Source organism: Mesorhizobium sp. WSM3866 (genome assembly GCF_002294795.1).
GTDB lineage: Bacteria > Pseudomonadota > Alphaproteobacteria > Rhizobiales > Rhizobiaceae > Mesorhizobium.
In genome coordinates this window covers 43589-56132 of sequence record NZ_NSGC01000007.1, presented here as the reverse complement: position 1 = coordinate 56132, position 12544 = coordinate 43589, and the positions used below count along the sequence as shown (strand labels likewise).

10 protein-coding genes are annotated in these 12544 nt (G+C 65.4%); 2 read left to right on the top strand and 8 right to left on the bottom strand.

The window, feature by feature from the left end:
- Positions 1 to 286: 286 nt before the first annotated feature.
- The 5 genes from CK222_RS17115 to CK222_RS17095 form a co-directional block, all read right to left on the bottom strand.
- Positions 287 to 1138 (bottom strand): patatin-like phospholipase family protein, encoded by an 852-nt coding sequence (locus tag CK222_RS17115; protein WP_095801166.1) that lies wholly within the window; start codon positions 1136 to 1138, stop codon positions 287 to 289.
- Entirely contained in the window at positions 1135 to 2460 is a 1326-nt protein-coding gene (locus CK222_RS17110) for a pitrilysin family protein (protein WP_245433078.1), read from the bottom strand. The genes CK222_RS17115 and CK222_RS17110 overlap by 4 nt, the downstream gene beginning before the upstream one ends.
- A gap of 209 nt (positions 2461 to 2669) precedes the next feature.
- A complete protein-coding gene (locus tag CK222_RS17105) occupies positions 2670 to 4031 on the bottom strand; it encodes a pitrilysin family protein (RefSeq protein WP_066996668.1) in 1362 nt (453 codons plus the stop codon).
- Between the two features lie 125 nt (positions 4032 to 4156).
- Positions 4157 to 4711, bottom strand: a complete 555-nt coding sequence (gene rsmD, locus CK222_RS17100; protein WP_067325125.1) for a 16S rRNA (guanine(966)-N(2))-methyltransferase RsmD — start codon at positions 4709 to 4711, stop codon at positions 4157 to 4159.
- Positions 4692 to 6770 carry a pseudouridine synthase gene (locus tag CK222_RS17095; protein WP_095801164.1) on the bottom strand — a complete coding sequence of 693 codons (2079 nt, stop codon included), beginning with the start codon at positions 6768 to 6770 and terminating at the stop codon, positions 4692 to 4694. The genes rsmD and CK222_RS17095 overlap by 20 nt, the downstream gene beginning before the upstream one ends.
- A 181-nt stretch (positions 6771 to 6951) precedes the next feature.
- Here CK222_RS17095 and CK222_RS17090 point away from each other — a divergent pair, with 181 nt between their 5' ends.
- Positions 6952 to 7413, top strand: a complete 462-nt coding sequence (locus CK222_RS17090; protein ID WP_066996659.1) for a nucleoside deaminase — start codon at positions 6952 to 6954, stop codon at positions 7411 to 7413.
- An 85-nt stretch (positions 7414 to 7498) separates the two neighbouring features.
- Here CK222_RS17090 and CK222_RS17085 read toward each other — a convergent pair whose 3' ends face one another.
- Positions 7499 to 8176, bottom strand: coding sequence for a hypothetical protein (locus CK222_RS17085; protein WP_082953915.1), 678 nt, complete (start codon positions 8174 to 8176; stop codon positions 7499 to 7501).
- A gap of 247 nt (positions 8177 to 8423) precedes the next feature.
- Positions 8424 to 11408 (bottom strand): isoleucine--tRNA ligase, encoded by a 2985-nt coding sequence (ileS, locus tag CK222_RS17080; protein WP_176477661.1) that lies wholly within the window; start codon positions 11406 to 11408, stop codon positions 8424 to 8426.
- A gap of 53 nt (positions 11409 to 11461) precedes the next feature.
- Here ileS and CK222_RS17075 point away from each other — a divergent pair, with 53 nt between their 5' ends.
- Positions 11462 to 11659: a hypothetical protein gene (locus CK222_RS17075; RefSeq protein WP_067325119.1), complete on the top strand. Its 198-nt coding sequence runs from the start codon at positions 11462 to 11464 to the stop codon at positions 11657 to 11659.
- Position 11660: 1 nt separating this feature from the next.
- On the opposite strand, the gene CK222_RS17070 is transcribed toward CK222_RS17075, so the two are convergent.
- Positions 11661 to 12458, bottom strand: a complete 798-nt coding sequence (locus CK222_RS17070) for a MipA/OmpV family protein (RefSeq protein WP_095778378.1) — start codon at positions 12456 to 12458, stop codon at positions 11661 to 11663.
- Positions 12459 to 12544: the final 86 nt, after the last annotated feature.

The following is a 12544-nucleotide window of genomic DNA, read 5'->3' as shown; positions in this document are numbered from 1 at the left end:
GTTCACAGACAGGTGGTGGCTCGATGGTGATGGCTACGACGGCGATGATCGCCGCGTTGCTTTCCCCTACCCCAGTAGCGCCGTACTCGTTGTTGCCGGTCGGGAGGTAATTCGCGCTACCCTATATATTAGGATATTATTAACTCTACCGCAGCGCGCGCGTCAATGTCGAATTCGAAGAAGAGTTAATGACAAAATGCGTACTTGTACGCAGACATGGATAAACTGCATCGCACAGGTAAATAGAATCGGTCTTCCACGTAGCGGATCAGGCCTGTCCCACCGCTCACACCCCCTTGCCCAGCTTGCCGCCGCGCTCGGCAACCGCCTTCTCGACGGCGCGCTTCAGCTCGTCCTTGATCTCGACGGTGTCGGCCATCAGCGTCTCGATCTTCAGGAAATCGAGGACGCGGTATTTCGAGACGGCCGGGCGGATAAGAATATCCGGCGGGTGCTGCCGCAGCTTGTTGGCGATGATCGACTGCATCATCAGCTGCGTGGCGCCATACATGAGGTCGACCGTGGTCGGATGCTTGCGTTCGACGTCGCTCGGCGCCCCGACCACGTCGATGGCGATGATGATGTCGGCATCCTTCTCGACCAGGTCGAAGGGCACCGGGTTGTAGATGCCGCCATCGATCAGCAATCGGTCGTCGCGCATCACCGGGCGGAACACCGCCGGAATGGCGGCCGAGGCCGCCAGCGCCGATTGCAAATCGCCCTGCGAGAACACCGCGAGCTTGTGGCCGAAATAGTCGGTCGCCGTCACCTTGAGCGGAATCTTCAGCTCTTCGAAGGTCGCCGGAATGGCGTCAGGCAGGAAGGCCTTCAGGATGCGCTCGATATTGAACTGGCCGACGCGGATGCCGCCCTGCATGGCCTCGGCGATCGTGCCCGGCCGCGAGCGCCACATGCGCGCGGCCACCTCGGCGCGGCTGCCGAGGATCAAGCGGCCGTACTCGTGGATCTCCGCCCCTCGCATGCCGGCGGCCATGCCGGCGCCCATGATGGCGCCGATCGAGGAGCCGGCGATCGCCACCGGTTTGATCCCTAGCTCGTCCAACGCCTCGATGGCGTGAATGTGCGCCAGCCCGCGCGCGCCGCCGCCGCCGAAGGCAACCGCGAAGGTCGGGCTCATCCCTTGCGGGCTCCCGCCACCTGCACCAGCGGCGGTCCGATCACCATTATCGCCGGGTCGGCCGACAGAAGCTTCCTTGCCGCCGCCTTGACGTCTGCAAGCGTCACCGCATTGATCAGCGCGGCGCGGCGCCTGATGTAGTCGATGCCGAGATCGTCGAGCTGCAGCTCGACCAGCGTCGCGGCAATGGAACTGGAGGAGTCGAGATTGTTGATGGCGTAGGCGCCGATCATGTATTTCTTGGTCGCCGTGAGCTCCTCCTCGGTCGGGCCGTTCTCGGCCATCTCCTTCACCACCTGACGCACAATGGCGAGCGTCTCGGCGGCGCGGTCGGAACGCGTCGCCGTCGTGACCAGCAGCGCGTTGGAATGCTCGTGATCGACGAGATCGGAGCTGACGCTATAGGCAAGGCCGCGCTTCTCGCGCACCTCCTCGTAAAGCCGCGACGTGAAAGTCGAGCCGCCGAGGATCTCGTTCATCAGCACGGCCGCGTAAAAATCGGGATCGCTCCGTTTGACGCCGGGCCAGGCAAGCTGCAGCGAGGTCTGCGGCAGATCGTAGTTCACTTCCAGTTGCTGGCCGAGCTTCAGCGACACGTCCGCCACCTGGGCCAGCGTCTGCGTCTGCGGCAGGTCGCCGAACACCTCGTCCAGCTTGCCGGAGAGCGTGGCGGCGTCGATGTCGCCCACCACCGCCACATGCAGGCCGGCGCGCGCGAAACTCGCTTTGCGAAAGGCCTTGAGGTCGGCGGCCGTTATGGTGGCCAGGCTCTCCTTCGTCCCCTCATCCGGCCGCGCATAGGGATGCTTGCCATAGATCGCGCGCAGCCAGCGCTGCTGGGCGATCGTGTTGGGGTCGCGCTCATTGGCGAGAATGCCCGAAAGCATCTGGGCGCGGATGCGATCGATCGGCGCCTGGTCGAAGCGCGGGCTGTTCACCGCCAGCTTCAGCAGGCCGAACGCCTCGTCCTTTTGATCGGACAGCATGCGCATCGAGCCATAAAGGCCGTCGCGTGCAGCCTGAAAACTCATCTCGGCGCCGGCGTCGTCCAGCTTCGACTGGAAGGCCTCGCTGTCGAGGTCGCCGGCGCCCTCGTCGAACAGGCCGCTCATCAGATTGACCAGACCTTCCTTGCCGGCAGGGTCCTGCGCGGTGCCGCCGTCGAAGACGAAGCGGATGGCAACCAGCGGGATCGAATGGTCTTCCACCAGCCAGGCGGTGATGCCTTTCTTCGACTTCACCTCCTGGATGTTCATCTCCGCGTGGGCGGCCAGCGCCGGCAAGAGCAGGAAGAATAGGGCAAAGCAGAGGGTTGCGACGATACGGTAGACCCCACCTTCTCCCTTTGTGGGAGAAGGTGGATCGGCGCACAGCGCCGAGACGGAGGAGCATATCGCCCAGCTGGGGCGCCCCTCATCCGGCCGCTTCGCGTCCACCGCCCGGGGGCGAGCCACGGGTCTCGCCCCGTCCTTCGGACCCCACAAGGGGAGAAGGGAAGAAGCGCCCATTCGTCCGCGTTCCATGCTCATCATCAATTCCCCGCCTGTTGTTGCGGCAGGAGATAGCCGGTCGTCGAGCGGTCGAGCACCAGGTAGCGGGCGGCCGCGGCCTTGACCTCTGCGGCAGTGACCTTGCGGATGCGGTCGGGCCATTCCTCGACATCCTTCACGTTGCCGCCGGTGGCGAGCGTCGAGCCGTACATATTGGCCATGTCGTCCTGCTTGTCGCGAGCAAAGACCATCGAACGGACATAGCGGGTCTTGGCCCGCTCCAGCTCGTCACCGGTCACGCCGTCCTTGGCAATGCGCGCGACCTCGGCATCGACCGCCGCTTCGACATCGGAAAGCTTGGCGTCGCCGCGCGGCGAGCCATAGACGGTGAAGTTGGTGGCGTCGAGCATGGTGCCCTGAAAGAACGCGCCGGTCCCGGAGGCGATGCCCTGCTTCACCACCAGCTGCTGGTAGAGGCGGCTGCGGTTGTCGCCGCCCAGGATTTCGGCCAGGAGATCGAGCGCCTCCGCCTCGCCGGGCTTGGCGGTGTGATAGGACGGCACCACCCATTGCGTGGAAAAACTCGGCACCGAGACGCGCGCATCGGTCAGCGTCACGGTGCGCTTGGTGTTCTGCTCCGGCTCGACCGGGCGGATGCGCGGCCGCAGGTCCGGCCCGCGCGCCACCTTTCCGTAAGTCCTTTCGGCCATTGCCTTCACCGCGTCCGGATCGACGTCGCCGGCGACGATCACCACGGCGTTGTTCGGCCGGTAGAAGGTGTCGTAGAACGCCTTGGCATCCTCGCGGTTCAATTGCTCCATCTCCTGCATCCAGCCGATCACCGGAATGCGGTAGGGCTGGTTCTGCCAGAGCGTCGCGTCGACCTCCTCGTCCAGCACTGCCTGCGGATCGTTGTCGATGCGCGAGCGGCGCTCTTCCAGGATAACGTCGCGCTCGGTCTTGATGACATCGTCGGTGAGGACGAGGTTGCGCATGCGGTCGGCCTCGAACCCCATCATCTCCTCGAGCGCCGAAGGCGGCACCGTCTCATGGAAGGCGGTGTAGTCGTAGGAGGTGAAGGCGTTGTTCGAGCCGCCGATGTCGGCCACGGCGCGGTCGAACTCGCCGGCTGCGTGGTTGCTCGTAGCCTTGAACATCAGATGCTCAAAGAAATGCGCGATGCCGGATTTGCCGGGCGGCTCGTCGGCGCTGCCGATCTTGTACCATACCATATGAGTGACGATCGGGGCGCGATGGTCCGGAATGACGACGACTTCCAGGCCGTTCTCGAGCAGGAAATCCTTGACCGCGGCTTCGTCGGCGGCGCGTGCCGGAGCCTGCGCCGCGAACGCCAGCGCGCCGGCAAGGAATGCTGCGCGCAGGCCTCTGGTGTTCAATGTCATCAAATGCTCCGGTTTCGGTCGCGCGACGATAGAAAAGGTTCCATGGCGAGGCAAAGTGATTTGTTCGTCATTTTCGAGGCGCGTGCGTCATTTCCTTTTCCCTTGCGGGAGAAGGGACGTGCCCCTCACCCCACCTCGACAAACCGGATCACCGTGTCGCCATAGCCGCGCTCGTCCACCACGGAAAAACCGGCGCCCGGTTCGAACGGCGCGGACGCCGCCTCCTCGACCACGCAGAGCGCGCCGGGCAGGAGCCAGCCGCCGGCTTTTGCCGAGCGCAGCGCGCGCTCGCCGAGGCCCTTGCCATAGGGCGGGTCGGCAAAGACCAGGCCGAAGGGCGACAGCGTGCCGGCTTCGCCCAAATGGGTCGCGTCGCGGCGGAAGATTTTGGTCCGCCCGGTGAGCCCGAAGGCCTCGACATTGTCGCGGATCAGCCCGCGCCCTTCCGCCGATTCCTCGATGAAGACGCAGTAGGGGGCGCCGCGCGACAGCGCCTCCAGCCCGAGCGCGCCGGTGCCGGCGAAGAGATCGAGCACACGGCCGCCTTCGAGCTTTTCGGCATAGCGATGCGCAAGCACGTTGAACACCGCCTCGCGGGTGCGATCGGTGGTCGGACGGATGGCATTGGAACGCGGCGTCGCCAGCGGACGCCCGCGAAACTCACCGCCGACGATCCGCATTGCCACCCCTCGGCCCCTTCGGACCGCGCGGCCTGTCGCCGCCGCTTCCCTCCGGCCGATCGTCTCTTGGCTTGCCGAACGGCGTGCCCTTGCCGCCCGGCCTGAACGACGCCTTCCGCGCCTTCGCTTCCGCGGCCTTCGCGGCGTCGGCCTCCGCCCTGCCCTTGCCGATGGGACGCGCGCCCGGCGCCATCCAGACATTGGCCTTGCGCTGGCCGGGCGGTTCGATCGGCCGCGGTTCGCCTTTCTTGCCGCCGGCCTTGCCGCCGAAGCCGCGCTCGGACTTACCGAAGCCGCGCTCGGATTTGTCGAAGCCAGACTTGTCGAAGCGAGACTGGGGACCGCGTTCGCCGAAGGCTCGCTCGGGCTTCGTCGAAAGCTTGCTCAGCGCCTCGTCGCGGCTGCCCTCACGGCGCTTGCGGGCCTTGATCAGCCCGCCCTCGCCGATCGGCCGGCGGTCGCCCTCGCGCGTGAATTTCGGCCGCTCGTCCTCATCGCGGCGCGGCTCGCTGCGTCGCACCGGCTTGTTGGAGAACGGTTTTTGGATCTCGGCGTCGAAATTGGCGCCGGACTCTTCAACCAGCCGCTCGCCGAGCTGCTCGCGCAGCGTGCGGCCCTTGATTTCCAGCACGTGGCCCTCGGGCAGCTCGTTGAGCTGGAACGGCCCGTAGGAGATGCGGATCAGCCGCGTCACCTCCAGCCCCAACGCGCCGAGGATGTTCTTGACCTCGCGGTTCTTGCCTTCGCGCAGGCCGATCGTCAGCCAGGCATTGCTGCCCTGCTCGCGGTCGAGCGAGGCCTCGACCGAGCCGTAGAAGACGCCGTCGACGGCAATGCCGTCGCGCAGGGCGGTGAGCTTGCTCTCCTCGACCTTGCCGTGGACGCGCACGCGATAGCGCCGCAGCCATCCGGTGGCCGGCAGTTCGAGCACCCGCGACAGCCCGCCGTCATTGGTCAGCAGCAGCAGCCCTTCGGTGTTGATGTCGAGGCGACCCACGGTCATCAGCCGCGGCAGATCGGCCGGCAGCATGTCGAAGACGGTCTTGCGGCCTTCCGGATCGCGGTTGGTGGTGACCACGCCTGCCGGCTTGTGGAACAGGAACAGCCTTGTGCGCTCGATCGGCGGGATCTCCGTGCCGTCGAGATGGATGACGTCGTCGGGCATGACGTTGAGGGCCGGCGACGACAGCACCTTGCCGTTGACCTTGACGCGGCCGGCGGCGATGAGTTCCTCGGCGTCGCGGCGCGAGGCGATGCCGGCGCGCGCCAGCCGCTTGGCGATGCGCTCGCCGGCCTCCGGCGCTGCTTCTGAGGGCCGCGGGCGCGGCTTGAAGCCGCCTTCCGGCTTTCTCGCGGCGCTGTCGCGCGGCGCTCGATCGGCGAAATCCCGCTTCGGGCGCTGCGCGAAGTCGCCTCCGTCTTCGCGCTGCGGCCGGTCGGCCAAGTCGCGCTTGGGCCGATCGCCGAAATCCCGCTTGGGCCGATCGCCGAAGTCGCGCTTGGGGCGATCGAAGCGCCGTTCGGCGCGTTCGCCTTCGGCGGCCATCGGCCGGTCGCCGCGCGGCGTGTAGGGCTTGCGCCCTTCGCGCTTGTCGAAGGGTTTGCCGTCGCGCGGCGGACCTTTGCGGAACGGTCGTTCGCCACGCTCTCCACCTTCGCCCCCGTCACGAGGCTTATAGCTGCGTTTGAAATCGCGGCGCTCGCCTTCCGCGGCCGCTGGCCGATCGCCACGTGGCGTATAGGGCTTGCGGGCGCCATCGCGTTTTTCGAACGGCTTTCCCTCGGGGCGCGGTCCTTTGCGGAACGGTCGTTCTCCGCGTTCCGCGCCCTCGACGGCGCGCGGCTTGTAGCTGCGCTTGAAATCGCGCGCGGGGCGCTCGCCATCGGCGGCCATCGGCCTGTCGTCACGCTGCGTGTAAGGCTTGCGCGCGCCATCGCGCTTCTCGAAGGGCTTGCCCTGCGAACGCGCTCCCTGGCGGAACGGCTTGTCGCCGCGCGGCGTCGGTTTCGATCCGCCTTTGCCCGGCCCTTTGCGTGATGATTTCTTGTCGTCGTCCATATGGATCTTGCTCTTCTTGGACTGCCGCGGCGTACGCGCCCGGTCGGACACGTTATGCAGGCAGTGTCATCTTGATTTGCGCATGCAGCAGCGCGGCAAAAACCGATTCCGGTTTTCAGGGTCACGCGCTAGATAACAGGATCACCGTCGGGTGGCGAGGAGTAATCGGAATGCAAAGCGCGTGAAGCGGCCGGATTTCATGGCTTTGGCGCTCAAGGAAGCCGAAGCGGCCGCAAGCCGGGGCGAAGTGCCGGTCGGCGCGGTGATCGCCAACGGCAACATTGTCGTGGCCAAGGCCGGCAACCGCACGCGCGAGTTGGCCGATCCGACTGCGCATGCCGAAATGCTGGCGATCCGCGAAGCCTGCCGGCAACTCGCCAGCGAGCGGCTTACCGGTCACGATCTCTATGTGACGCTCGAGCCCTGCGCCATGTGCGCCGGCGCCATTTCGTTCGCGAGACTCCGCCGGCTCTATTTCGGCGCGGCCGACGAGAAGGGCGGCGCGGTGGTCAACGGCGTGCGCTTCTTCGCCTCGCCCACCTGCCACCACGCGCCGGACGTCTATTCCGGCTTGGGCGAAAGCGAAGCGGCCCTCATCCTGAAGGAGTTCTTTCGCGAGAGGCGGAATGGCAGTGAATGGTGAATGGTTGACGCAAGCAGTGAGTAGCAAAGAAGCAGGTCGTGAGTAGTGAGCAACAGAGACCTATTCGCAATTCGCTATTCGCTACTTACAGCCCCAGCCAGTCAAACCAGCCGCCGCCCTTCTTGCCTTCCGCCTGCGCCTTGAGCCGGCGCTCCTTCTTGTACTCGTCCTCGCCGAGCTCGTTTTGCGGCGCGGTGTCGGCGGCCTGACGATAGGCAAGCGGCGGCTCGCTCAAATACTTGCGGACATTGGGATTGCCCTGCTTCTGCTCCGCGAGGCGGCGCTGGATCTCGGCGGTTCGGGTCGCGCTGGAATCGTCCGGCGACCAGCGCGGCGGATGGCTGGATGCAGAATCGGCCAAAGCCTTCTTCACCGCCACCGGGTCGGTCTGAACGTCCTCGACCGCTTCCGGCTGGTAGTTCGGGTCGTTCTGGTGGGCGGTCGCGTCGGCGCGAATGCGGGCGCGGCGCGCCTCGGGCGATTCGGGCCAGTCGGCGCTCGCCGTCTGGATGCTTTCCTGCGGTGGCGGCAGAGTTTCCTTCTGTCCCGGCGCAGGCTTCACCAGGTCCGGGCGCGGCTTATAGTCGATAGGATCGCGGCGCTTCGGCGTGATCGCGATGGCGCCCGAAACGTCGTCGGCGAGTTGCTCGGCGGCGGTCTTGTCGGTTCCGTAGGTCGGAGAGCCGACGCAGCCCGACATGGCTATGGCCGATGCCACAAGCGGCGCCAGCAGCGCGGCGCGCGCAAACGTTCTTTCGGTCATGCCAAAAAGTCCCACTTTAAAGCCTTTCGGTCGCCACCGGCCACAGGGGCGCGGTCCCCTTCTTCCCCGCGTTTGCGATGGAAATCCGGCGACAATTTGTCTGCCGGAGTGTCGCGTGTTTACCTCAACCACTTGTCAAGGGCAACGCGCGGGCGAATTTGCGCCGCCCGGCGTGGCACTTTTGCACTTATTTCATGGGTGCATATCGTTAGCCCAAAACCGCTGCGCACTCTTGGGCGACATGCACCTACAAACGACCGAGTGCCCTAAGTTCACGCAGCACGGCAGCATCGCGGGCCGAGACATCGTGAAATTCCGGATCCTGCCCGACATCGGCCGTGTAGCGCCAGGAGCGCGCGCATTTGACCAGACCGCGATCCTGGGCCTTCTCGACGACGACCGCGACGCCCTTGACGTCATCCAGCGTGAAAGCGCCTTGCGGCGCCTTGCCATGGCTGATGACCAGATCGCTGGTGATCGCCATCTCGGCCATGTCGACATCGGCGATGGCTGCTTCCAGCGCCGCATCGTCGATGGTGACCACCGGCACGGCTTCCAGCGAGGAGCCGATCAGTTTATCGGCGCGCGCGATCTCAAGCGCGCCGGTGACGACGCGGCGCACCTGCCGGACCTTGCGCCATTTCTCGGCCAGCGCCTCGTTCCTCCAGTTATCCGGAATGGCCGGGAACTGGTCGAGATGCACCGAGGCGGCTTCGGGGTGACGGTCGAGCCAGGCCTCTTCCATCGTGAAAGGCAGCATCGGTGCCAGCCACTTCACCAGGCATTCGAAGAGATGGCGCACGACCTGCACTGCCGCCTTGCGGCGCAAGCTGGACGGCGCGTCGCAGTAGAGCGCGTCCTTGCGGATGTCGAAATAGAAGGCCGAAAGCTCCACCACCATGAAGTCGAGCAGCGCGCGGGTGATGCGCTTGAACTCGAAGGCGTCGTAGCCCTGGCGCACCGCCTCGTCGAGTTCGGACAGCCGGTGCAGCATCAGCCGCTCCAACTCCGGCATCTTGTCCAGCGGCACGTCCTCGCCATCGTCATGGGCGAGCGTGCCCAGCATCCAGCGAATGGTGTTCCTCAGCTTGCGGTAGGCGTCGATATTGGTCTGCAGCACGTTCTTGCCGAGCCGCTGGTCTTCCCAGTAGTCGGTCGTCACCACCCAGAGCCGCAGGATATCGGCGCCGGACTGTTTTATCACGTCCTGCGGCACGACCGTGTTGCCGAGCGACTTCGACATCTTGCGGCCTTCCTCGTCCATGGTGAAGCCATGGGTGATGACCGTCTCGTAAGGCGCCCTGCCCCTCATCCCGCAGCTTTCGAGCAGCGAGGAGTGGAACCAGCCGCGATGCTGGTCGGAGCCTTCGAGATAGACGTCGGCCGGCCATTTGAGGTCGGGCCGATCCTCCAGCGTGAAGACATGCGTCGAGCCGGAATCGAACCAGACGTCGAGGATGTCCGTCACCTGGTGCCATTTCGAGGCGTCGTGGTTGCCGAGGAAGCGCTCCTTGGCGCCCGGCGCGAACCATGCGTCGGCGCCCTCCTGCTCGAAGGCGTCCATGATGCGCTGGTTGACCGCCTCGTCCTTCAGCACATTGCCGTCGGCATCGGCGAAGACGGCGATCGGCACGCCCCAGGCACGCTGGCGCGACAGCACCCAGTCGGGGCGCTCCTCGATCATGGCGCGGATGCGGTTCTGGCCGGCCGCCGGCACGAAGCGCGTGTCGTCGATCGCCTGCAGCGCGCGGCTGCGCAGCGTCGTGCCGTCGCCGAGGTCCTTGTCCATATAGACGAACCATTGCGGCGTGTTGCGGAAGATGACGGGCTTCTTCGAGCGCCAGGAATGCGGATAGCTGTGCTTCAGCCGGCCGCGCGCGAACAGCGCGTTGCGCTTGATCAGTTCCTCGATCACCGCCTGGTTCGCGTTCCCCTTCTTGCCGTTGTCGTCGATGACGCGCGCGGGGCCGCCCTCGCGGTCCGGGCCGAAGCCCGGCGCGTCCTTGGTGAAGAAGCCGGCATCGTCGACCGGGAACGGGATCGAGGTGTCGACGCCGCGCTTGATGAGTTCGGCCACCGCATCCATCCAGGCATCGAAGTCCTCGCGGCCGTGGCTGGGCGCGGTGTGCACGAAGCCGGTGCCGGCATCGTCGGTGACATGCTCGCCGGCGATCATCGGCACGGGGAACTCGTAGCCGCCGCCCAGTCCTCTGAAAGGATGCGAAAGCGTAAGACTTGCAGCCTGTTCAGGGGAGACGTTGTGAAGCCGGTTCAAGTTGACCTTGGCTTTGGAAGCGGCGTCCTCCGCCAGCGCGTCGGCGAAGATCAGCTTCTCGCCGGGCTGCGGCCCGAAGCTGTTCTCGGCCGCGGTCACTTCGTAGAGGCCATAGGCGACGCGCGGCGAAAAGCTGACAGCGCGATTGCCGGGCAGCGTCCAGGGCGTCGTTGTCCAGATGACGACATGCGCCTCCAGCAGGTCGAGTGCCGTCCCATTCAGCGCCGGCGCGGCATCGGCGGCGTCGACCGGCCGGGCAAGGCTCGCCACCGGGAACTTCGCCCAGATCGTGTCGCTCTCATAGTCCTGGTATTCGACCTCGGCCTCGGCGAGCGCGGTGCGCTCGACCACGCTCCACATCACCGGCTTCGAGCCGCGATAGAGCTGGCCGGACATGGCGAATTTCAAAAGCTCGCCGGCGATCCGCGCCTCGGCGTGATAGGCCATGGTCGTATAGGGATTGTCGAAATCGCCGATGACGCCGAGCCGCTGGAACTCGTCGCCCTGCACCTTGATCCAGTGGGCGGCGAAGTCGCGGCATTCCCTTCGGAACTCGTTGACCGGCACCTCGTCCTTGTTCTTGCCCTTGGCCCGGTACTGCTCCTCGATCTTCCACTCGATCGGCAGGCCATGGCAGTCCCAGCCAGGCACGTAGTTGGCGTCGTAGCCGCGCATCTGGAAGGAGCGGTTGATGACGTCCTTGAGGATCTTGTTGAGGGCGTGGCCGATATGGATGTTGCCATTGGCATAGGGCGGCCCGTCATGCAGCACGAATTTCTCTCGGCCGGCGGCTTCATCGCGCAGCTTGCGGTAAAGCTCCATGTCCTGCCAGCGCCTGACCAAGCCGGGCTCCTTCTCGGGCAGGCCGGCGCGCATCGGGAAATTGGTCTGCGGCAGGTAAAGCGTTTTGGAATAGTCGATGGTTTCAGCAGTATCGGTCACGGGGGTGTCGGTCATTGGTCTGCCATGTGCATTGCCCGTTGGCAAAATAGCTCGGGCGTTGAACTATCATGATCTGGAAAAAGCGCGAGGGGGCCGCGCGCAAAAGTCCCGGCGGCTCCGGCGGCGCTCAGGCCACCCGGAACACCGGGCCCGTAATTCGTATCGCGATCGCAAAAAGGCGCGAAAAGCTCGTCATGGCGTGGCTTTTAGCGGATGCCGCGGCAGGAATAAAGCGCGGATTTCAAGCCAAAGCGCCGGTATTTTGACTTACATCGAGAAATTGAAACGGTAGGTGGTCGACACGCCAACGGTCCACTGATCGCGGTCGCCGCGCTCCTTGACCAGACTGGAATCGGCCGCCGGCCCCATCAGGCGGGAATATTCGGTGAAGACGCTGGCCGTCATCGGCTCGGTCACTTTCCAGGTGATCGCGCCGCCGAGCCCGGTCGACTTCAGCCCGCCGCCCGGATGGTATTCGCTGAGGCCCGAGGCCGCAGCTTCCGTGGCGTTGACGCCGTAATAGGCGTCGAAATAGCCGGCCGAGGCGAAGGAGACACGGGGGCCGCCGGAAATGCGGACGGTCGGGGTGACGTCGTAGAAGGCGTCCGCCGCGATGTCGGCGACGAAGCCGTTATGGGCGCGGATGCCGTGTCTGAGCTCCGCCCGGGCCCGCACCCAATCCAGCGGATAGAATTCGAAGAAGCCGCCGACCTCGCCGCCCCAGCGCACCGGATCAAGGCCTTGCAATTCGTCCTTGCTGGAACGCGAGAACAGGAACTTGCCGGTCAAGCCGGCGCGCACGCTGCCGTCGTCGATCAGCGCCAGCGAGATGTTGTCGTTGCGCGAGGTGAAACGCGCCTCCGGCCCTGCCTTGCCGAGCGAGATGATGGGCTGGGCGCTCAGCATATATTTCTTGCCGCCCTCGAAATTCGGGGCAACGAGACCGGTGGCGCCGAGCGTCAGGTACCAGTCGCCGGAAATCCAGCTCCCCTCGCCGGCCTGGGCAGAGGTGACGGCCATCAGGCCAGAGGCGAGAACCAGCGGAATCGTCCCGACAATACGCATCGTCAACCCTTACGCGAAACAGGCCGGCAGGAACACCGGGCAGCGCAGAAGGCATGGCGTCAGTGCGGTAAATTTTGACTTAAGAT

What these genes read in the sequence shown, in the direction of transcription:
- CK222_RS17075 (WP_067325119.1), top strand. Translation starts at nt 11,462, where the DNA reads ATGATCTGGAAAAAGCGCGAGGGGGCCGCGCGCAAAAGTCCCGGCGGC.
- rsmD (WP_067325125.1), bottom strand. Translation starts at nt 4,711, where the DNA reads ATGCGGATCGTCGGCGGTGAGTTTCGCGGGCGTCCGCTGGCGACGCCG.
- CK222_RS17095 (WP_095801164.1), bottom strand. Translation starts at nt 6,770, where the DNA reads ATGGACGACGACAAGAAATCATCACGCAAAGGGCCGGGCAAAGGCGGA.
- ileS (WP_176477661.1), bottom strand. Translation starts at nt 11,408, where the DNA reads ATGACCGACACCCCCGTGACCGATACTGCTGAAACCATCGACTATTCC.
- CK222_RS17085 (WP_082953915.1), bottom strand. Translation starts at nt 8,176, where the DNA reads ATGACCGAAAGAACGTTTGCGCGCGCCGCGCTGCTGGCGCCGCTTGTG.
- CK222_RS17115 (WP_095801166.1), bottom strand. Translation starts at nt 1,138, where the DNA reads ATGAGCCCGACCTTCGCGGTTGCCTTCGGCGGCGGCGGCGCGCGCGGG.
- CK222_RS17070 (WP_095778378.1), bottom strand. Translation starts at nt 12,458, where the DNA reads ATGCGTATTGTCGGGACGATTCCGCTGGTTCTCGCCTCTGGCCTGATG.
- CK222_RS17105 (WP_066996668.1), bottom strand. Translation starts at nt 4,031, where the DNA reads ATGACATTGAACACCAGAGGCCTGCGCGCAGCATTCCTTGCCGGCGCG.